The 20,250-nt window shown below is 37.7% G+C and carries 20 protein-coding genes; 6 read left to right on the forward strand and 14 right to left on the reverse strand.

The window, feature by feature from the left end:
- Positions 1 to 25: 25 nt before the first annotated feature.
- Positions 26 to 1,204 carry an MFS transporter gene (locus RI845_RS15055; protein ID WP_348386992.1) on the reverse strand — a complete coding sequence of 393 codons (1,179 nt, stop codon included), beginning with the start codon at positions 1,202 to 1,204 and terminating at the stop codon, positions 26 to 28.
- Between the two features lie 121 nt (positions 1,205 to 1,325).
- On the opposite strand from RI845_RS15055, the gene RI845_RS15060 reads away from it, so the two are divergent.
- Entirely contained in the window at positions 1,326 to 2,000 is a 675-nt protein-coding gene (locus RI845_RS15060) for a nitroreductase family protein (RefSeq protein ID WP_348386993.1), read from the forward strand.
- 59 nt (positions 2,001 to 2,059) lie between these two features.
- Here the strand turns inward: RI845_RS15060 and RI845_RS15065 are convergent, their stop codons facing one another.
- From RI845_RS15065 to RI845_RS15095, 7 genes are all read right to left on the reverse strand, one after another.
- The gene (locus tag RI845_RS15065; RefSeq protein ID WP_348386994.1) at positions 2,060 to 2,719 is read right to left on the reverse strand and encodes a peptidylprolyl isomerase; all 660 of its coding nucleotides are present in this window, start codon (positions 2,717 to 2,719) and stop codon (positions 2,060 to 2,062) included.
- Between the two features lie 321 nt (positions 2,720 to 3,040).
- Complete coding sequence (locus RI845_RS15070) at positions 3,041 to 3,580, reverse strand: hypothetical protein (protein ID WP_348386995.1); 540 nt, start codon at positions 3,578 to 3,580, stop codon at positions 3,041 to 3,043.
- A 95-nt stretch (positions 3,581 to 3,675) separates the two neighbouring features.
- The gene (locus RI845_RS15075) at positions 3,676 to 4,257 is read right to left on the reverse strand and encodes an acyl carrier protein phosphodiesterase (RefSeq protein WP_451923615.1); all 582 of its coding nucleotides are present in this window, start codon (positions 4,255 to 4,257) and stop codon (positions 3,676 to 3,678) included.
- Complete coding sequence (locus RI845_RS15080) at positions 4,254 to 4,847, reverse strand: GNAT family N-acetyltransferase (protein ID WP_348386997.1); 594 nt, start codon at positions 4,845 to 4,847, stop codon at positions 4,254 to 4,256. The genes RI845_RS15075 and RI845_RS15080 overlap by 4 nt, the downstream gene beginning before the upstream one ends.
- Positions 4,848 to 4,866: 19 nt before the next feature.
- Positions 4,867 to 5,097: a hypothetical protein gene (locus tag RI845_RS15085; RefSeq protein ID WP_348386998.1), complete on the reverse strand. Its 231-nt coding sequence runs from the start codon at positions 5,095 to 5,097 to the stop codon at positions 4,867 to 4,869.
- A gap of 35 nt (positions 5,098 to 5,132) precedes the next feature.
- Positions 5,133 to 5,516, reverse strand: a complete 384-nt coding sequence (locus RI845_RS15090; RefSeq protein ID WP_348386999.1) for a ribonuclease E inhibitor RraB — start codon at positions 5,514 to 5,516, stop codon at positions 5,133 to 5,135.
- Positions 5,517 to 5,598: 82 nt separating this feature from the next.
- Positions 5,599 to 5,967 carry a hypothetical protein gene (locus RI845_RS15095; protein ID WP_348387000.1) on the reverse strand — a complete coding sequence of 123 codons (369 nt, stop codon included), beginning with the start codon at positions 5,965 to 5,967 and terminating at the stop codon, positions 5,599 to 5,601.
- 198 nt (positions 5,968 to 6,165) lie between these two features.
- Between RI845_RS15095 and RI845_RS15100 the strand changes: the two genes are divergently transcribed.
- A complete protein-coding gene (locus RI845_RS15100; RefSeq protein WP_348387001.1) occupies positions 6,166 to 8,997 on the forward strand; it encodes a S9 family peptidase in 2,832 nt (943 codons plus the stop codon).
- Positions 8,998 to 9,537 (forward strand): GNAT family N-acetyltransferase, encoded by a 540-nt coding sequence (locus tag RI845_RS15105; protein ID WP_348387002.1) that lies wholly within the window; start codon positions 8,998 to 9,000, stop codon positions 9,535 to 9,537. It abuts the gene before it with no gap.
- Between the two features lie 49 nt (positions 9,538 to 9,586).
- On the opposite strand, the gene RI845_RS15110 is transcribed toward RI845_RS15105, so the two are convergent.
- From RI845_RS15110 to RI845_RS15120, 3 genes are all read right to left on the reverse strand, one after another.
- Positions 9,587 to 9,835, reverse strand: a complete 249-nt coding sequence (locus tag RI845_RS15110) for a DUF2960 domain-containing protein (RefSeq protein ID WP_348387003.1) — start codon at positions 9,833 to 9,835, stop codon at positions 9,587 to 9,589.
- Positions 9,836 to 9,999: 164 nt separating this feature from the next.
- The gene (locus tag RI845_RS15115) at positions 10,000 to 10,668 is read right to left on the reverse strand and encodes an alpha/beta hydrolase (RefSeq protein WP_348387004.1); all 669 of its coding nucleotides are present in this window, start codon (positions 10,666 to 10,668) and stop codon (positions 10,000 to 10,002) included.
- Between the two features lie 175 nt (positions 10,669 to 10,843).
- On the reverse strand, positions 10,844 to 11,614 hold the full coding sequence (locus RI845_RS15120) for a DUF4097 family beta strand repeat-containing protein (protein ID WP_348387005.1): 771 nt from the start codon (positions 11,612 to 11,614) through the stop codon (positions 10,844 to 10,846).
- Positions 11,615 to 11,769: 155 nt separating this feature from the next.
- On the opposite strand from RI845_RS15120, the gene RI845_RS15125 reads away from it, so the two are divergent.
- Together RI845_RS15125 and RI845_RS15130 are read left to right on the forward strand one after the other, a co-directional pair.
- Entirely contained in the window at positions 11,770 to 13,059 is a 1,290-nt protein-coding gene (locus RI845_RS15125) for a CinA family nicotinamide mononucleotide deamidase-related protein (RefSeq protein ID WP_348387006.1), read from the forward strand.
- A gap of 222 nt (positions 13,060 to 13,281) precedes the next feature.
- The gene (locus tag RI845_RS15130; protein ID WP_348387007.1) at positions 13,282 to 14,115 is read left to right on the forward strand and encodes a DUF2884 family protein; all 834 of its coding nucleotides are present in this window, start codon (positions 13,282 to 13,284) and stop codon (positions 14,113 to 14,115) included.
- Positions 14,116 to 14,172: 57 nt separating this feature from the next.
- Here RI845_RS15130 and RI845_RS15135 read toward each other — a convergent pair whose 3' ends face one another.
- The 3 genes from RI845_RS15135 to RI845_RS15145 all read right to left on the reverse strand — a co-directional run bounded on the left by RI845_RS15135 (position 14,173) and on the right by RI845_RS15145 (position 18,765).
- Complete coding sequence (locus RI845_RS15135; protein WP_348387008.1) at positions 14,173 to 15,870, reverse strand: NAD-dependent malic enzyme; 1,698 nt, start codon at positions 15,868 to 15,870, stop codon at positions 14,173 to 14,175.
- A gap of 221 nt (positions 15,871 to 16,091) precedes the next feature.
- Positions 16,092 to 16,292 carry a Fe-S cluster assembly protein IscX gene (gene iscX, locus RI845_RS15140; protein ID WP_348387009.1) on the reverse strand — a complete coding sequence of 67 codons (201 nt, stop codon included), beginning with the start codon at positions 16,290 to 16,292 and terminating at the stop codon, positions 16,092 to 16,094.
- A 160-nt stretch (positions 16,293 to 16,452) separates the two neighbouring features.
- Positions 16,453 to 18,765, reverse strand: a complete 2,313-nt coding sequence (locus RI845_RS15145) for an aminotransferase class V-fold PLP-dependent enzyme (protein ID WP_348387010.1) — start codon at positions 18,763 to 18,765, stop codon at positions 16,453 to 16,455.
- A gap of 265 nt (positions 18,766 to 19,030) precedes the next feature.
- Here RI845_RS15145 and RI845_RS15150 point away from each other — a divergent pair, with 265 nt between their 5' ends.
- Positions 19,031 to 20,218 (forward strand): porin, encoded by a 1,188-nt coding sequence (locus RI845_RS15150; RefSeq protein WP_348387011.1) that lies wholly within the window; start codon positions 19,031 to 19,033, stop codon positions 20,216 to 20,218.
- The last annotated feature ends 32 nt before the right edge of the window (positions 20,219 to 20,250 follow it).

The raw sequence follows: 20,250 nt of genomic DNA on the forward strand, positions 1-20,250 counted from the left end.
TTCTATCTACAATTCAGTTAAGCGATTAAGCCACTTCCAACGTTTTAGGCTCTAGGCGAGTATTAACCCATTGGCTGGCAATTAATGAACAGGCAGCAAGACCAGCACCGGCATAAAAAACCAAACTTGGGCTGTATAACCATAACAAGCCAAAGCTTGCCGGGATAACTACTGCAGCGATGTGGTTTATTGAAAAGCTCACGCCAGCATTCGAGGCAATATCTTTGGGGTCGGCTATTTTTTGGAAATAGGTTTTAATGGCAATTGCCATAGCAAAAAATACATGGTCAATCACATACAGTGCTGCGGCAATATTTGCATTTTCAACCAAAGCATAACCACTAAATACTAAAATTAATCCTATATATTCAAAGGTAAGCGCTTTACGTTCACCAACCCGACCTATCCATGCGCCTATTTTCGGCGCAATATAAATATTGAGTAAATGATTGAGCATGTACAACAGGGTTATGTCTGCTACAGAATAACCAAACTTTTCCACCATCATAAAACCGGCAAAAACAACAAATATTTGTCGGCGCGCGCCACTTAAAAAAGTGAGCAGGTAATATAACGAATAGCGTTTTCGTAGAATAAGTTTTTTGTGTTGAACAACTTTTTCAGGGAAGTGCGGCATAAACAGCCACATCCAAAGCGTGATGGCTAAACCCAAGCCACCAAGGATCACATAAGCGTTAACAAATTCCATGGAGAAATAGCTAAACGCTAACCAAATAAAACCGTAAACCACTAATGCTGCAATCGATTTTATTGAGATAAGCTTACCTAATTTTTCTGGCGCTTCATCTTTAGAGAACCATTGCAAACTTAATGACTGGTTCACCGTTTCGTAATAATGAAACCCTATAGACATAATAACCGTAGTTGCATATAAGCCATACTCAGAAGGGAAATAGCCAGTTACGGCAACGCCAATGGTTAATAAGCATAGCGACGTTAATGCAAAGGTTTGCTCTTTCATAATTAACAGAACAAAAATAGCAGTGAAGGCGAGAAACCCAGGGATTTCACGCAAAGATTGCAACATACCAATTTCAGCACCACTAAAGTTGGCCACTTCAATGGTAAAATTATTCAGCATGGCCATCCAACCAGAAAACGCTAAGGTCATCACCACGGATGATAATACTAAAAACACAAACGGTGTTTTCCAAGGATGGTTAATTTGTGATTGCACTGACATAAATGCTTATAACTATAGAATGGTAACGGACGCTTAGATTAACAAATTTTTTACTTGATTGATAACGATACCACTGGTTATGCTAAGACTAAATGCATCTAAATAATTATGAGACTAGCGTATGAAAGATCATGACTGCTCCCCGTTGAGTGACTATATTGAGTACCCTGAAAGTGAAATGTTAAATCGCTCAGAGGAGTTTTTGCACGATATTAAACGCCGCCATTCGGTGCGAAAATTTAGTGAACGTGATGTCGATAAAGCAATTATTGAAAACTGTTTGAAGGCAGCAGCAACAGCGCCAAGTGGCGCTAACCATCAGCCATGGCACTTTGTAGCAATTCACTCGAGTGAAATTAAACAGCAAATTAGAGAGCAAGCCGAACTGCATGAGCAAGGCTTTTATGATGGTAGAGCAGGAGAAGAATGGTTAGATGCCTTAAAACCTTTAGGTACAGATGCCAGTAAGCCCTATTTAGAAAAAGCTCCTTGGCTAATTGCAATTTTTAGCCAAAAGCGTGGAGGTTTAGACAGTGAAGATAGAAACACAAACTACTATGTTCACGAGTCAGTGGGTATTGCTACGGGATTTTTAATTAGTGCTTTACATAACTCTGGTTTGGCAACACTTACTCATACGCCAAAACCGATGTCATTTTTAAATAAAATTTGCGGACGCGGCGATAATGACAGGGCCTATATGTTATTGATTGCGGGTTATCCTGCAAAAGACGCAACAGTGCCAAAACACGCACAAATTAAAAAGCCTTTCGAAGATATATCAACCTTTATGTAAAAAAACACCCGTAGCTTTATACCTAAAGCTACGGGTGTTTTATTGTTGTTCTTTGACGATTATTTTACTGCGATAGTTGCCGTCATTATCAATAACTCTTCACTTGGACGACCACTTTGGCTGCCTAGTTTTTCGAATTCTTGTAACGTATCCATACCATCAACTACTTGACCAAATACGGTATGACGACCATCTAGGAAACGAGTTTCTTTAAAGGTAATAAAGAATTGTGAGCCATCAGTATTTGGCCCCGCATTTGCCATTGATAACATCCCTGGTTTGCTATGACTTGCGTCTTTATGAAATTCACCTTCGTACTTAAAACCTGGGTTACCACGACCGGTCCCTTGTGGATCGCCACCTTGAGCCATAAAGCCTGGGATCACACGATGAAATATTAGATCATCATAAAAACCAAGTTTGGTTAAATATATTGTGCTTGAAACATGCATAGGAGCGTATTGTGGAAATAACTCAATAGTAACTGGCCCCTTATTCGTTACCAGTTCCCAAAAATAGGTTTTATTTTTGGCAAAGTTTACTTGTGGAGGCTTAGGTAATTGCTCTTTCCATTTTGGCGCAGATTTATCGATATTTTGCTCGGTGATAAATGTATCCATCGATTTCAGCGCTGGATCGTTATCAACTAATGTACCAATAATTAATGCGCTAATTGCAAACGCGTATACATAGCCAATTTTCTTAGTAAATGCTTTCATAATATTTTTCTTAATTTTTGAATTGCCCAAGTATATAAAACAATTTCAAAAAATACACTATGTGTATTCACTATTAGTATTTTGGATCAAATATTAACTAATCTGAGCTCGGGATAATGAGTGCTTGGTATTAATTTAAAATCAATCAGTTAGCATTTTAGTTGAAAAATACTAAGAGGATGGATATTTAATTATTCATCAATGCTTAGATTTTTTTGATTATCAAGGCAAAACAATTGTCAATAGTCCGCTATTTACCTTTGTTTTAACGCTGAAAATCGGAAAAATAGAAGTATTGGGCAAGTGCTGCTTATCTCTAGTTCAGGTTAGCGAGTTTACTTGTGCGAGTTTTTCGTAATTTTCTACTGAAAATGGAATTTCTTTACCACTATCAAATGTAAATAAAGAACGCTCAACGGTAGATAGCTTACCTAAATAAATGTGTAACGCCTGACTTGCAGTATTGGTTGCAGTAACCGTATGGATTTGATTTGGGCTTAGCTTCGCCACTTCTGTAGCACCTAAGCTCAATGATTTAATTTCTTTATATTCACCGTTGCTGTTATCAAAAAAAGCATGTTCTTCAGCGCCTTGATATACGCCTACGACAACGTGCATTTGATGATCATGGGCAGGTACAACTGTGCCTGGTTCAAAGCGGCAATACCAAATAGATACCGTGTCATCTTCAAACAGCATTCTTTCGCACTCTTCAATTACCGGCATGTTGGCGATAATATTTTCACAGTCAGCAACCGTTGCTTTCATTAAAGATTCAGCAGATAAAATTGGATTTTCGCTAACAGCAGCTTGGCGGGCATCAGCAATAAATTGCTCTAAATTAAAATCTTTAACAGACATACAGTACTCTTTAAAAGCGACAAAATAACACTTTAGCAAACATTAACCGCTAAAATCTTTGCCTGTTGATTAATTATTGGGTCTATTATCATAATTTATTCAGTGCTGTTGTTTATCATAAACTTTTGCAACTGTGGGAAAAACTCTAAGAAAACAGATTCATACTGGTCGTAGTGTGTTAACACTTCATCTATTGCGCCGCTCAGATTATTTTCAAACCTTATCCGCTTAGAAATTGAATCTATTGCCTTGCCGGTATGATCAATATTTTGATACGAGCTAAGCCAATCTTGACTGATCATTCTATCAACCGTTAAGCGCATTCTTTCAGGCATAATGTCTAAAACCAGCGAAAGCTCACGATAACTATGCTGTCTGAATTCGGCAAATGACTGAACGCTAAACTTATCCCAATGACAGACAAGAAAATGATCAAACACCACGTCAGATATCACCGCAGAAAAGCGCTTGCGTTTAGGTGTAAGCAACTGTTTTAATTCTCTAACGAGGTGGTGTCTGTCGGTATATTTATCAATCACCCTATGGTTATGTATACCATTAACAACCGGCTCTGGTAATAAACTTAAGTCTACACCTTTGGTAAAATCGCCCATCAAATTTCCTGCTAAAGAAAACTTATCGGGTTTAGCAAAATACAGGTGAGCTAAATAATTCATCTTAAATTATAAATTAACGTTGCGTGGTCTGAAATTCCAGTTATTGATGATTTTCGATACGCGATTTGTTCAAAGCCTAACGACAAATATAACTTTTCAGCTTGGATGTTTGATTTAGCAACATCTAGCGTTACTGATTGATAACCTTGCTTACGTGCTTTCTCTATAGCCCAAGATATGAGTTGTTTACCTATCCCTTGGCCTTGATATTGTTCTGCAACCCCAAGATGAGCTATGTACAAGCTATGCCTTACAGGCTTGGGTACAATTCGTTCAAAACGCAGACCTCTAAATGCTGCGGCAGGAAAATGCCAACGATAAAATTTAAGCATATCGAGAATACAACCAATTTCCATACTCAGCGCTTCATTACGGTCAAAGCAGGCTATGCTTGCCACTACCTGTTCATTAAATATGGCAACATGATGATTTTGAAAACCGAACTGACTTCGCCCACGTAAAAAACTTTCTTTTAAAAACTTCAGCGGTTGAGTGAATACATAATTAAATGCTAAGGGACCCGAGCTAAAAATATAGTTAATTGCAGGAGTGGTATCGTTTATGTGCGCTGCTCGGATGGTTATAGACATAGTTAATTATTTATCAGGATTAACTCATATCGAGTTCAATGTCGGTACAGCCATTTGGACAATAGATCCCCGATTGTGGGAGATTCTTATCAATGACTTGTTTACTGCTGGGAGGTACTAAGGTTAATAATTTTTGGCAAACTTTACATTTAACCGCTCTGCCCTGCATAACTTTTTTAATGATGGCTTTTTGATCATTAAATGATTTAGCGGTAAGTTTATTAAGTTTGGAAAAATCTACTGCTGACATGATTTCTTCTGTAAAAATATAATAGTATTAATTACCTAACTTAGTTTATTCGCTTGCGGTAAACAATACCAACCATCATAAATACCATCATATTTTCGTGCTTCAGTTTCCAACAGCATTTGATAGCTTATTATATTACTATAACTTGCCTGCATTTCTGGGTAAGCAGTAACTTCCCATGGATACTCAGGATTTGCTAGATACGGACAAAATGATAGCTTTTGATTATTAGCCAAGAGAGTGTTTCCAAACTTTAATGCTAACTCTTGAGTTTGAAAAATCACTGAAAATTGAATTTCCCGGGGCCGATTTAAATCGTCACCTTCCTGTGCCATATGCCACAACATATTGCCATTAGAGTCTGTTGGAAATTTCGCTATATCTCTTTCAACATTACAAATTTTATCGGTTCTATCCATAATTTAACTACCTATTTTAATAAGCCATTAACTTTGAACATCTGCAGTTGTTATATATAAAAGTTTAGCAGCTTTTTAAAAATTAGTTAGTACTTGGCTGCACCCTAGATAGAGTAAAGGTTTCACCGGTTAGGATATGTTGATAGGTAAATGAATCATCTTTTAACTGGCTAATTTGATAAACTTGATAATTATCTTCATCTTCCAAATCGGCAGGATATTGCTGTTTATTTACTATTTCAGCTTTGGTAATGGTAAAGTGAATATCGCCAACCAAGCCCCAATCGCCCTGTTCACTTATCTCTTCGAGTAACGTTCCGTCAATATTGTAAGTATAAAAAGTAAAGACAAAACTACCGTCTGCAAATAGCTGAGCAAACTCACTAAAACTTTCTTCGCCGGTCTTTTCACTGCGATGCCAATTACCAATTAACTGTGTGCGGTTAAACATGACTTTGCCTTTTCTTTAACTAATAATCAGATTTCGTATCAAGTTCTGGACGACGATGTCGCTTAGAATCGTATAAACATTTTAACATGGTATTACTGCACTTTACCGCTTAAAAATGGTTACCTAACTAACTTACTATTGATTTAATTGAGTAAACACTGTGATAATCATTACAAATTAGCCACACAATAAAACAATATGAATTTATCGCTTACTAAAAAATTGAGTAAAGTAGCATTATTGCTGTCATTTACCTTCGTAATAATACCAAGTTTAAACGCTGAGCAACGTCCGTTAGAAGTAACTGACATTATGAAATTTAAACAAATTGTTAAACCACAACTAAGTGAAGACGGGCAATGGCTTGCCTACAGCGCTCAGCCAGATCGAGGCGAAAATAGCTACCACTTAAAATCGACAAGTAGCGATAGAGAATTTCAAGTTGAACATGGCACAAGCGGTGTTATTTCTGCCGATGGCCGTTTTGCTGCTATTACTATTAGTCCAACTTTATTAGCTAAAGAACAAGCCGATAAAAAAGCGAAAAAGAAACTTAAAAATAGCTTAGAAGTGATCACTTTAGCCAGTGGTGCAAGAGTTACTTTTAACAAGGTTGAAGCGTTTCAATTAAGCGATAATTTTGGCTATGTTGCATTTTTAAGTGAAATGCCAAAAGACCAAGAGAAACCAGAACAAACTGACAGCACTAAAGAAAGTGATGCTAAGCAAACTAGCGATGAAGAAACAGAAGTAAAGTTATTCAATAAAAAACGCACCAATAAAAGTTTAACTATTGTTAACCTGGAAAGCGGTGAACAACAAGTTATTGAACATGTAGATGGTTTTTCATTCTCTAACAAAACACCGTATTTAGTGTATAGCGTGTCAACCAAAGACGGCGCAAACAACTCACTTAAAGCGTTAAATGTTAAAACCAACAAAACGAACGTATTAGCGACTAAAGCTAATGCTAGTTTTAATGGTTTTAGCTGGAATAACGAAGGTAATAAAATTGCATTTTTACAAGGTGATTTCACCCAGGAAAAGGATGAACGTAGTCACACAGTAAAATTATGGCAAAGCAATAAAAACAAAATTAAAACCATCAAAGCTAACGATAAACAAGCGGCTAATTGGTATGTTCCAGAAACCAATAAACTAACTTGGTCGCTTGACGATGAACGTTTATTTTTTGGTTTCAAACCTGTAGTTGAAAAACTAGCTGAAATTGATACTAAACCAGAATCGATTGATGACCTGTACAATATTGAAAAGTTAACTGAAGGTCGTAACTTACAAATTTGGCATGGTGAAGACCCGCTGATAAAAACCAATGAAAAGTACCAGTTAGGTAAAGATAAAAAGTCATTTTTCACCGCGGTTTATCATGTAGATAATAATAAACTTGTACGCTTAGCCGATGAACAGTTGATTTCAGTTAAGGCAAGCAACAATGAAAACGCTGTAATTGCTAAAACTGATTTAAACTATCGTAAGTTAAGAACTTGGGAAGGATTTTTTAGTGATATCTACATTGTTGATTTAAACAACGGTAAAAAGTCATTAGTTGCTAAAAAGCTTAGTAGTTACACCGATGTGAAACTAAGTGAGTCGGGGCGTTATGCTGCGTTTTATGAAAATGAAAACGTTTGGGTTTATGATCGAAACAAAAATAAAAAGCGTAATATCACTAAAAACTTACCAGTAAGCTTTGCCGATGAAGATCATGATTACCCAAGTAAAGTGCCAGGTTACGGTATAGCAGGCTGGTTAGAAGATGATGACGGTGTTTTAGTTTATGACAAATTCGACATATGGTTACTACAAACCGATGGCGATGATGCGAAATGTTTAACGTGTGAAATAGGTCGACCAAACTCATTACAGTTCAGAATTAACAAGCTTGATGTTAAGCAAGATTACTTTACTGATAACCAACGTTTACTATTAACCAGCTATTCAGATGAACTTAAAAACTTTGGTTTTTATCAGCTTAATTTAGCAGATGATAAGTTAACGAAGTTGATCGAAGAAAATAAAAAGTTCAAATTTATCTCGAAGGCTAAAAAGGCCGATAAATTACTTTATACCCGTGAAGACTTTAATGAATACCCAGACGTTTGGGTGGCAGATTTAGATCTAGCCAACGCCAACAAGCTAACGAATGTAAACCCACAAAAAGACGAATTTTTATGGGGTCAATCTGAGTTGGTAGAATGGCGCTCTAACATGGGCGTGAAACATCAGGGCATTTTAATTAAGCCAGCAAATTATGTTGAAGGCATGCAATACCCGGTTGTTGTTTATTATTACCGTCGTTTCTCACAACGTATGTATGAATTTAATGCGATGAAGGTAAACCATAGACCTAATTTCCCATTCTATACATCAAATGGATACGCAGTGTTCTTACCCGATGTACATTTTGAAGTAGGTACTCCAGGACATTCAACCAACAAATCAATATTACCAGGCTTGCAAAAGATCATAGACATGGGTGTTGCCGATCCTAAAGCAATTGGTCTTCATGGTCATAGTTGGAGTGGTTATCAAACACTGCACGCCATAACTGAAACAGACATGTTTGCGGCAGCAGTATCAGGAGCACCAGTATCAAACATGACCAGTGCTTACTCAGGGATCCGTTTAGGAACGGGCCTAGCTAGACAGTTCCAATACGAGCAAGGGCAAAGCCGAATTGGCGCCAGCATGTTTGAGCGTAGAGATCTGTACATAGAAAACTCGCCAGTATTTTTTGCTGACCGTATTAATACGCCATTATTAATGCAGTTTGGTGATATTGACGATGCTGTGCCTTGGCAACAAGGTATTGAAATGTATATGGCAATGCGTCGCCTGGAAAAAAATGTAATTTTATTGCAGTACGAAGGTGAACCACATCACTTGAAAAAGTACCCAAATAAAGTCGACTATACCATCAAGATGAAACAGTATTTTGACCACTACTTAAAAGGTGCACCTGCAGCCAAATGGATGGTAGAGGGTGAAGCATACCGAGAGAGTAAATAAATGATTACCGTTGAAAATTCTGAGCGCTTGAGTTTTCGTCTTATGGATGAAAACGATGGCGAGTTATTATTTGAATTAGATCAAGACCCAGAAGTAATGAAGTTTATTAACGGTGGCAAACCTTCTACTTGGGATGACATAAACGATAGATTTATTCCACGGTTGAATGCTTATCGTAAGCCAAGCGACGGCTGGGGCTTATGGCAGGTAAATATTACATCGACTAATGAATTTATTGGTTGGGTGCTAGTTAGGCCGGTTGATTTCTTTAATGAACAACCATTATGGAATGATCTAGAACTGGGATGGCGCTTTAAGCAGAGCGCTTGGGGTAAAGGTTATGGCTTTGAAGCAGCACAGCAAATCAAAAATGCCTTAGCTCAACTTGGCAAGGCCGAGTTTTTTACCGCGCTTGCTGATGAAGGAAACATTGGTTCAATCAACATAATGAAAAAGCTTGGCATGACTTATTTGAAAACTGACTTACATAAAGATCCATTGGGTGATATAGACGTAGTTTATTACCAAATGAATGCATAATTATACAAAAGGGGCTAACGCCCCTTTTTATTTTCTATAATTTCTTTTGTTAAGCTTCTTCGTCGCGAACAAACTTAATTTCAGAAAAACCCATTCGAGCAAATTCTTTTTGGCGGAAATTTTTAGCAATCCCCTGCCCTCTCGACGTTAATGCGAGTTGTTGCTCCATTGCCAGAAAACTTTTGATATCAACATGTTCAGCCGCGGCTGCAGCTTCATACATATCGTGAAACAAACTGAATGAAAATGGTATGGTTTTACGTTTACCTTTAAACACGTATGTAACTTGTCTAGCCATAAAAAATACCTTTTATATCAAATTGGTTATGTATCTGATCTACTTTTTCATTAGGAAAAACGGATAAATACAATGCATAATATTTAATGAGTAGTTATTCTACTTATAAATTTTATAAAGTAGTAGTTATTCGTTTTAACCATTAAAAATGAGCTGATATTTAATCAACTTGGTATTATTAGTTTTTTCTGCAACCAAGCCGATACGTCAGCAATTTGTTCTGCACAAACGGCATGTGGCATAGGATAAGTTTGGTAACTTGGATTAAAGCCTTTACCTTTAAGCGCGCTAACGGCTTGTTCACCTAAAACAGGGCTGACCACAGGGTCTTGCGTGCCATGCATAACCGCAATATCAATTGCCTGATTGGCAGATGATACTTCAATATCATCTTTAGTAGCAAAGTACGTAGACATTGCCATTAAACCAGCCAATGGCTTATCAAACGTTAATGCCGCTTGATAACCTACTGCACCGCCTTGTGAAAAGCCGGCAATAACGATTCTTTCAGCTGGAATACCTCGAGAAATTTCACGTTCAATAAGATCTTGAACGGATTTTGCTGACGCGTTTAATTGCTCGCTGTCAACTTTGCGTTCAATACTCATATCTAAAATATCGTACCAAGCCGGCATTACCATGCCACCATTAATTGTTACCGGTATTTTAGGAGAATGCGGGAACACAAAACGGATAGGCAATGAGTCGGGTAAATTTAATACTGGCACAATCGGCTCAAAATCATGGCCGTCGGCGCCTAAACCATGTAACCAAATAACACTAGCTGTAGCAGCTGATTTTGGTTCAACTTCAACACAATTTAAATAAGTCATCAATTATTCTAATAAGTAAACATTGACGGCATTATATCAGCAAAAAACAACGACAACACCATGCAGGTTAACTCTTATATACTTCTACATTTAAAAACTGGATACAACATAGTGCAGCTAAAACAAATGAGCCTGCTAATAAGCAGGCTCATGTTCATTATCACTGTGTTAATGCTTATTTTTTCAAGATTCGAATAGAGCCGTTAACACTTTCGACTTCAATATCACTGCTGGCATCGCCGAAGCTGCCTTCTAGGTCATTACCGTAGTATTTGCCTTTAGTGCCAGATAAACCAAAATCAGTTTTAATCGCACCATTACCAGTACTTGCTTCAACGTTGGCGCCAAAGTTTTCAGGTACATATAAACGAATACCGCCATTTACCGTTTCAACTTCAATTTCAATATTTTTTGCGTTATCAGCAAACGTTAACTCTACACCGCCATTAACTGAATCAACTTCAACATTTGACGCTAAACCTGTTGCTTCAACAGAGCCATTAACCACATCGGCATTTAGCTCACCAGCAACATTGCTTATCGTTAAAGAACCATTCACTAATTCAATATTACGTAAATCAAGATTAACCGGTACCATAACGGTATAGTTCACACTACCGCCATTACTGTTTCTGCCCCAATCACCATCCTGTTCAAGATAATCTGTTTCAACCGTAATACGATCACCATTTTGTTTCATTTTAATATCAATACGGTCACGAGACTTTTGATTAGAAGCAATGATTTCAGCGGTAACCTTTACTGAAGTTTGTTGCCACGCCTCAATTACTACATCACCATTTACATTATCTAGTACTAATTGGCCTTTACCACTTAGATCAAAGGTTTTCTCAACAGTATCTTCAACACTTGCCTGTGCTCCAAATGCAAGCACAGCGGTTAATGCGATTGCCGGGGCTAGTGATAATTTATTTAGCGTATTCATGTTAAATCCTTAATATTATTTTTAAATATGTTTATTCATCTGTTAACTAAGATGCAGCACAAAACAAAAAGGTTTAAACGCATTTAAAAATATTTTTAGTTATGCCAAAGTGATACATTACCTTACTAATAAAATTAAACAACAAAATAAAATCTATGTTAAATGTGCAGTTATTGCTTACCGGCAATGAATTAATGAGTGGCGATATTGTTGATACTAATTCGGTATTTATCGCCCGAGAGTTTAAAAATCTTGGTATCGAGCTTACTCGTAAAGTAACAGTTGGCGATAATTTGCAATTGCTTACTGAACAAATGGAACAACTAAGCGTTGATGCCGATATATTGATCATCAACGGTGGCTTAGGTCCAACAGTTGATGATATGACCGCACAAGCTCTTTCTGAAGCAGCAAATAAACCACTTGCTTTGCATCCTACTGCACTGGAACAAGTAAAGGCATGGTGTGTAAAGCGTAGTTACCGTTTAACCGGCCCAAATATGAAACAAGCATTATTGCCTGCTGGTTGTAATATTGTTAATAACCCAATAGGCAGCGCGCCAGGTTTCTCTCTGAGTCATAACAATTGCCAAATTATCTGCACACCAGGTGTTCCGGTAGAATTAAAAGCAATGCTACGAAATGAAATTTTGCCAGAGATTGCTAAGCAGTTACCAGAGGAGCTACAAACAGTAACTCAAAAGCTGAAAGTTTTTGGAATAGGCGAGTCAGGGTTACAAAAGATGGTTAATGAAACCTACCCTAATTGGCCTGAAGAAATAGAGCTTGGCTTTCGAGCAACCATGCCGCTGTTAGAAGTAAAATTAACCAGCAGAAGCCATACGTCTTCCACCCTTAGAGATGAATGGTATAACAAAATTAAAGGCCTGTTAGGCCAACATATTGTTAGTGAAAATGGCAACTCTATTGCTGCAACTGTGGTTGAACTGTTAAATCAGCAAGGTAAAACCATTACTACTGCAGAATCATGTACTGGCGGTATGATAGCCGCACAGCTTACTGGTATTGCCGGTTCATCAAATGTTTTTGAAGCAGGTTTTGTCACTTACTCTAATCGAATGAAGGCCAAGTTAGTTAATGTAAATGAGAAAACGTTAGAACAATTTGGCGCAGTAAGTGAGCAAGTAGTTAAAGAAATGGTTACTGGTGCTTTGGCGGTTAGTGATGCCGATTATGCCGTATCAGTGTCTGGCATTGCTGGCCCAGATGGTGGCACTGAAGAAAAACCGGTTGGCACTGTTTGGCTCGCATGGGGAGATAAACAGCAAGTTTTTGCTAAGAGATTATATTTGCCAACCCATCGTATTCATTTTCAAAATTTTATTGCCAATACAGGCCTAGATTTAATTCGTCGATTAATTTTAGGCTATGCTGATGAACCGCGTTATTTTGTCGAACGCCAATTAAAAAACAAAACGTCTTAACGATTTTTATAACAATTGTGTAGGTATTGATGAGCACAACTTAGGTTAGCACTGTTAACAAATGGTTAATTTGACTAATAATAATTGGTTAAATTAACCTTTAAATTATTAGTACGGTTCTGAAAAACCATAAACACCTGAAATAAAAGGAAAAAATATTATTGGCTAGTTTATTGCTACATATGAGAAATAAACAAGTACAACAATATTATGGGATTACGAATGAAAAACTCACTATTAACCAACATAACAGCAACTCTTTTACTTAGTACTGCACTGTTAAGCACTGCAAGTAGTGCTCATGAAAATGACCATGACTCAGGCAGTTACTCATTTAATAGCGAAGAATGTTCTATCGATGTTAACTACGGCATTGCAGTTTCAGAAGATAGCATTCGCTTTATCAATGATGACGAAACCTATGTACAGATCAACAATAATCAACAGTTGTTTGTTGAAGGTAAACTAGTTGACCTAACTGACCGTCAGCAAGCATTGGTTACAGAGTATTCTGAACAAATAAACCAGCAAGTACCTGAAGTGGTAAAACTTGCAACTGACGCTATCGAAATTGCCTTTCAAGCCGTAAGCCATGTAGTAATTGGAATTAGTGGCGATAACGAAGAAAGTAAAGCTCGTGTTGACAACATTTTTACCAAAATTAATGCCGAAGTTGAAAAACGATTCAATGAAAATAACGGTGACTATTTCGTTGCTGAGCAAGATTTCGATGAGTTTGATCAATTTATGGAAGATGAATTAGAAGAGGAAATTGAAGAGCTTATTGCTGACTCAGTGGGCGACTTATTAATTGCTGTTGGTACTGCAATGAATAATGAAGAAGGAAACTTTGAACAGAAGATGGAAGCCTTTGGCGAACGCATGGAAAACATGGGCAGAGACATAGAAACAGCTGTTGAAGGTAAAGCAGAAGTGCTTGGTGAGCAGGCTGAACAGCTATGTCATAACCTTAAAAGTTTAGATCAACTTGAAAGCGAGTTATCAAACAGTATTGACGAGATGAGTGACTTTAATCTAATCACTGTAAGTGACTAATATTAATAGCTAATTAATATTAAAGAGGCTGCTAATTTTATTAGCAGCCTCTTTTTTTTACATTGTAGAACGCTTATACGCTCTATATTCTGGCTTCCAGAAGTTAGACTCTATGTTTGCCAATAATTGTTCATCACTTATTTCTAACGCCAAGCCCTGCTGCTGAGCAAGTTTACCAATAGCAAAGGCGATGCTTTTACTAATAGTAGCAATTTCAGTTAGTGGCGGTAACAATTCGCCTTTGCCGGTATTAGCAAGTGGTGATGCATCAGCAAGCGTTTCACTTGCTAACATTAACATTTCATCGCTAATAAATTTAATATTTGCCGCTAAAACGCCTAAACCAATTCCAGGGAAAATATAAGAGTTATTACACTGGGCAATATTAAACGTTTCACCTTTATATTTAACCGGTGCAAACGGGCTACCGGTAGCAATAACTACATTACCATCAGTCCAATTAATCACTTGCTCTGGTGTTGCTTCAACTTGTTTTGATGGGTTAGATAACGGGAAAATTATCGGCTTATCAGTCCCAGCTGCCATCGCTTTAACTACCTGTTCCGTAAATAAACCAGCTTGACCTGAAACCCCAATTAAAATATCAGGTTTGGCACAATGCATTACATCTAAAAGCGCAGCGTATTCGCCAGAGAATTTCCAATCAGTTATAGCTTCAGGACTTTGTACGAGCTTCTGCTGGAAGTCACGTAAATCTGTCATACCTTCAGTTAACAGACCATATCTATCAACCATAAATACTTGTTTTCGAGCTTGTTCATCAGTTAATCCTTCTGAACACATTTGGGCAATAATTTGTTCTGCAATACCACATCCCGCAGAGCCTGCGCCAACAAAAGCCACCTTTTGTTCACAAAGAGGTTTACCTTTAATACGACATGCAGCAAGCAACGTACCTACTGTTACCGAGGCAGTACCTTGAATATCATCATTAAAACAGCAAATTTCGTTACGGTAACGTTCTAATAATGGCATTGCGTTTGGTTGAGCAAAATCTTCAAATTGTAATAATACATTTGGCCATCTACGGTTTACCGCTTTGATAAACAAATCAACAAAGTCGTTGTATTCTTCTTGGCTTATGCGTTTATGACGAGCGCCCATATACATAGGATCGTTCAATAAAGTTTCGTTGTTTGTACCAACATCAAGCATGATAGGCATAGTATACGCAGGACTAATACCGCCACATGAGGTATATAACGACAACTTACCAATAGGAATGCCCATGCCACCAATCCCTTGGTCGCCTAAACCGAGAATTCGCTCACCATCGGTAACTACAATTACTTTTACTTTATGCTTGGTAGCGTTATGAAGGATGTCATCTATTTGATGTCTTTCAGCGTAAGAAATAAACAAACCACGGTTACTGCGATAAATATCTGAGAACCTTTCACAAGCATCACCAACTGTTGGGGTATATATAATTGGCAACATTTCATCCAAGTGTGACTGCACTAATGCATGAAATAACGTTTCATTTTTATCTTGGATATTACGTAAGTAAATATGCTTATTTAATGGCGTATGAAAGCTAGAATATTGCATATAAGCACGTTCAACTTGCTCTTCAATTGTTTCAAAGCGAGGTGGGATCAGACCAGTTAAGTTAAAACTTACCCGTTCGCCACTGGTAAAGGCACTCCCCTTATTTAATAAAGGCGTTTCAAGTAATGCTGGGCCAGCATAAGGAATATATAACGGATGTTTTGGCTGTTGTTCTTTACTCATAGATCCACACATAGGTTGATTAACTGAAGAAAATGGTCACAAAATTACGCACAAAAATGGTGCAAAATCATAATGGCGGGCCATTGTACTGAGTTTTTACGGATTTATCTATTCAACTATAGGATCTGTTCGCTAAGAAAGATAAGTTTATATTTCACATTATGGAATAATGACGAACACAGCTTTATCTACGTTTTTTTGAGTTCAAAGCCTAGCTGAGATTAATCCGCTTCATCAATCCATGCCAGTTGAATTGCTTCGAGCACCCTTTCACCACAATGATTTGGATCATCATCAAATCGTTCAAGGTCTAACACCCATTGTCGAAGCTGGGTAAAGTGCAATTGCGTAGGATTTACATCAGGGTGTTCTTCTATTAAATCTAATGCGACTTCGAGTGAGTCAATCCATTTCAGGCCCATATTATCTCCACGTTTTTATAGTATGTTTCATAAAAGTTTATACCATAAATTTATCATTTACCTGTTCCATAAAAAAAGCGCCTAAAAGGCGCTTTTTAATTAAAGGACGAATTAACTTAGAATTGCCATGGACGGCTTAAATTCTGTTAAAACTCTGGTATTAACCATACAGGGCGAAACCACCTGGTACATGATAAACATTTTCAAACCCCATGCGTTTCAATGTTTTAGCTGCCGCATCACTGCGACTACCACTACGACAAATACATACGAAGGCAGAATGTTCTTTTTGTTCGTTAAAGGTATGAACAAAATCAGTAATTTGCGTTAATGGCACATTCACTAATTGTTGCTCTGCAATATTTATATCACTGTAAGCTTCAAACTCGTGCGGTTCGCGTACATCAAGTACCATAACATTTTCATTTTCCATCAAGAAAGATGTTAATTGCTCAGGTGTTACATCGATTGAAGGGTCAATTGACTCTTTAATGCTGCCACAAAATGTAGGTTCATCACTTGCAGTAATTTCTTTATCAATTGCCGCTTTTTCAGCAACAAAATCGACACTATCAATATCACCCGCTATCACTTTGGCTAACAATGGCGTGTTTGCTGATTCAAGTGCTAATGTAGTACTAAACAATTGTTTATAATCGTGAGCTGGGCATATCAATGTGTTGTCATTTATTACTGCAGACAATTCTTTAATTGATGCGTACAGGGCTGCGCTATCACTAACGTCAAAATCACTTCGACCGATACCACCAATTTGGATTGTGTCGCCAGAAAACACATAATCAATAGCATCTGCGGCTAATGTTCCGTCAACCGCAGTCCCCATAATGTAAGAAACACTATTGGTTGTATGACCAGGTAATGCAACCTTAACGAGCACACGTTCACCAATACTGATTGCTGGCGCTACATTGCCATTAGCAAGAGTAATTTGTGTTGTGTCGGCATCGTTCCAACCTAACTGGTCAAAATCACCTCCAGGAATTTTATCCCCTAATAATTCGCGTAGAATTGCTGGTGTATCTGCTTGTTCATCATGTTTATGAGTCGCTAAAATTGCTTTAATGGTGTAATTTTGACAAGACACTAAGGTATCAAATTTAGCAACTAACTCTGGTACAGGGTCAATTAGAATAATTTCTTTGGCCGCTTGGTCTATATAACACCAAGTACACTGTTGGTCGAAAATCCATTGCTGTAAACCATTTGCCTTTGAATCAATTGTTTCATCAGCGTCCGATAAAATTAAACAACTGTGACGCATTGCTGCCACGGCGTTTTTAATTGCAACACAAGCATGATCAATTTCAGCTTGAGTAGACGCTGGGCCAAACGACATGCGTATAGCACCTTCACTTTGCCAAGTAGATTTACCCATTGCATCAAGCACAAAACTACCTGTTACTTTCGAACTACACGCAGAGCCAGCACTTACACGAATACGTGCAGCATCAAACAGATTCATAATGTCTTTACTTGATAAACCTTCAACTGAAAAGTTTAGCGTTGTTGGCAATGAGTAATCAAAATCGTGGTTATAAACAATGGTAGGAAACACTTCTGCTAGCGTCGCTGCTAATTGAGTTCGATAAGCAACTAAAACCTCATGAGATTTGAAGGTGTCATCATTCTCATCAGCTAATAATTTAAAAATAGCATTTAAAGATGCGATGCCCGGTAAGTTCTCAGTACCTGAACGTAAACCGCCCTCTTGACCACCGCCGGCAATAATTGGCGTATATGGTGCTGTTTCACGAACATATAAAACACCGATGCCTTTAGGACCATATAATTTGTGGCCACTGAACGGGGCATAATCAATAGTAGTATTTGATAACGCCAGTGGAATTTTACCTAAACCTTGTACACAATCGACCATCCATAATACGTCGCTATTATTAGCTCGTATCACAGTTTCTAAGCCTGCTAAATCTTGAAACACACCCGTTTCATTGTTAGCTATCATGGTACAGACCATAAGGGCATTGCCAACATTCTCAGCAATAAAGTCAAAATCTAAAATACCATTTTCATCAACAGGGATAGCAACAACGTCAGCACCAATGTTTAACATTTGGTTCCAATGCTTAAGCGTTTCAGGTACCGCTTTATGTTCTGTCGCACCGTACAACAATACCGGTTTGGCAATATTGTGAGCTGTTTTACGGGCAGCATTTAATGCTGAAATAATAGACGTTTGAATGCCTTCAGTAGCACCACTGGTGAAAATGATTTTTCCATCTGTAGCACCAATGACTTGGCGAGCTAGGGTACGAGTGGAATCAAGAATGTATTTAGCTCGAATACCAGTCATATGACTAGAGCTGGGATTACCGTAGCATAAGTTCATCGTATGAATTGCAGCTTCAGCAGCTTGTGGCAACACTGGTGTAGTGGCGTTGTTATCCAAATACACCTCATTTTTTTGAGGTTGGATATCAGTTAAATTTAACATCTCAATATTCTACTCTTACTAATAATGGCGACTATTCTACTCACTTATAACTAATAACACTAGGTTATAAGAGCGTAAAAAATTGTTAATTTAGTCAATTTTCAAGCTATTTTATCGTTATTTCCTCACAAGAAAATTACAACATCTAATATTTATAGTTGCTTGTCTGTAAATCAATTCGTAAATTCCAAGAAAAATTTCAATCTTTGCATATACTTAAACAGATTATTAAAACTAAATCATTAGAGTCATAAGGATTTCAGGTATGCAACACAAACTTAAAATATCAACCATTGCAGCTACATTGGGATTAGTTCTTAGTCAAAGTGCCACTGCTTTAGAATTATATAAAGATGATGAGACAACAGTAGGTACTCGAGGGTATTTACGATTAACATTTGAAAGTACCGAAAATAGCGACGAATTTACTGATGGCGGGTCTCGCTGGGGTTTAGATTTTACTCGGAAAATACAAGGTGGCTGGACCGCCGGTGTCACTACCGAATGGGCTATGAGCTTTGAAAAAAACAAAAACTTCTCACTTAATACCAATAACGGTGATTCTAGTTTGGCTGCGGGAGATGCCGGTGATGCACTATCATCTCGCCTTGGTTACGTACATTTTACTCATGATAAATGGGGTAGTTTTGGTGTAGGTAAACAGTGGGGCGTATATTATGACATTGTTGGTGTCACTGATGTGTTAGCCTATTATGGTGGTAATGCTACTGGTGTTTATAATTTAGGCGGCGATGGCGGTTTGTCAGGCACTGGTCGTGCTGAACAAGCACTTACTTGGCGTAAATCTTTCGGTGACTTTAATCTAGCTTTACAATTTCAAGCTCAAGATGAAGACGTTATTTTGAACATTGAAGCATGTGATGACGTTGAAGAAGGTACTCCTGAGTATGACTTTTGTCAGAATATTGACGGGCTTGATTTAGGTACCGTAGGAAACGGATATGGTATCGCACTTTCATATAAGTTTAATAACCTATGGTTCGGTGTTTCAAATAATACAACAGAAATTGAAGCAAATGATAATGCCGGTATACTCGGTTTCTCTGGTACTGTGGACGATACTATTACGGCTCTTGCCGCCACTTGGGGTACAAATGGCGATGGAATTTACGTTGCTGCAGCAGTAGCGACATCGGAATTCCATGAACTTGATAACGAGGGTAATTATATTGATGCCAATGGTAGTGAATTTATCGCCAAATATTCTCTAGATTCTGGCTTTAGTTTTTATGGTGGTTTCAATATGCTTGAATCAGACCAATCTGGCAATGACTTTGAAATGGCTTACACTTATGTTGGAACAGATTATCAATTTATGAATGGCGTAGGGTTTATCTTTTTAGAGGCCAAAGTAAATGATAATACCAATGCAAATGGTAGTTCAGGCAACGATGATACCGATCTAGCTCTGGGTGTGAGAGTTAATCTTTAATTGTTGAAATTGATTTGCAAACAGCTATTACT

Source organism: Thalassotalea nanhaiensis, assembly GCF_031583575.1.
Lineage (GTDB): Bacteria > Pseudomonadota > Gammaproteobacteria > Enterobacterales > Alteromonadaceae > Thalassotalea_A > Thalassotalea_A nanhaiensis.

Bases quoted from the DNA above. Each gene is read 5' to 3' on its own strand.
- RI845_RS15055 (WP_348386992.1), bottom strand. From the start codon at position 1,204: ATGTCAGTGCAATCACAAATTAACCATCCTTGGAAAACACCGTTTGTG.
- RI845_RS15060 (WP_348386993.1), top strand. From the start codon at position 1,326: ATGAAAGATCATGACTGCTCCCCGTTGAGTGACTATATTGAGTACCCT.
- RI845_RS15065 (WP_348386994.1), bottom strand. From the start codon at position 2,719: ATGAAAGCATTTACTAAGAAAATTGGCTATGTATACGCGTTTGCAATT.
- RI845_RS15070 (WP_348386995.1), bottom strand. From the start codon at position 3,580: ATGTCTGTTAAAGATTTTAATTTAGAGCAATTTATTGCTGATGCCCGC.
- RI845_RS15075 (WP_451923615.1), bottom strand. From the start codon at position 4,257: ATGAATTATTTAGCTCACCTGTATTTTGCTAAACCCGATAAGTTTTCT.
- RI845_RS15080 (WP_348386997.1), bottom strand. From the start codon at position 4,847: ATGTCTATAACCATCCGAGCAGCGCACATAAACGATACCACTCCTGCA.
- RI845_RS15085 (WP_348386998.1), bottom strand. From the start codon at position 5,097: ATGTCAGCAGTAGATTTTTCCAAACTTAATAAACTTACCGCTAAATCA.
- RI845_RS15090 (WP_348386999.1), bottom strand. From the start codon at position 5,516: ATGGATAGAACCGATAAAATTTGTAATGTTGAAAGAGATATAGCGAAA.
- RI845_RS15095 (WP_348387000.1), bottom strand. From the start codon at position 5,967: ATGTTTAACCGCACACAGTTAATTGGTAATTGGCATCGCAGTGAAAAG.
- RI845_RS15100 (WP_348387001.1), top strand. From the start codon at position 6,166: ATGAATTTATCGCTTACTAAAAAATTGAGTAAAGTAGCATTATTGCTG.
- RI845_RS15105 (WP_348387002.1), top strand. From the start codon at position 8,998: ATGATTACCGTTGAAAATTCTGAGCGCTTGAGTTTTCGTCTTATGGAT.
- RI845_RS15110 (WP_348387003.1), bottom strand. From the start codon at position 9,835: ATGGCTAGACAAGTTACATACGTGTTTAAAGGTAAACGTAAAACCATA.
- RI845_RS15115 (WP_348387004.1), bottom strand. From the start codon at position 10,668: ATGACTTATTTAAATTGTGTTGAAGTTGAACCAAAATCAGCTGCTACA.
- RI845_RS15120 (WP_348387005.1), bottom strand. From the start codon at position 11,614: ATGAATACGCTAAATAAATTATCACTAGCCCCGGCAATCGCATTAACC.
- RI845_RS15125 (WP_348387006.1), top strand. From the start codon at position 11,770: ATGTTAAATGTGCAGTTATTGCTTACCGGCAATGAATTAATGAGTGGC.
- RI845_RS15130 (WP_348387007.1), top strand. From the start codon at position 13,282: ATGAAAAACTCACTATTAACCAACATAACAGCAACTCTTTTACTTAGT.
- RI845_RS15135 (WP_348387008.1), bottom strand. From the start codon at position 15,870: ATGAGTAAAGAACAACAGCCAAAACATCCGTTATATATTCCTTATGCT.
- iscX (WP_348387009.1), bottom strand. From the start codon at position 16,292: ATGGGCCTGAAATGGATTGACTCACTCGAAGTCGCATTAGATTTAATA.
- RI845_RS15145 (WP_348387010.1), bottom strand. From the start codon at position 18,765: ATGTTAAATTTAACTGATATCCAACCTCAAAAAAATGAGGTGTATTTG.
- RI845_RS15150 (WP_348387011.1), top strand. From the start codon at position 19,031: ATGCAACACAAACTTAAAATATCAACCATTGCAGCTACATTGGGATTA.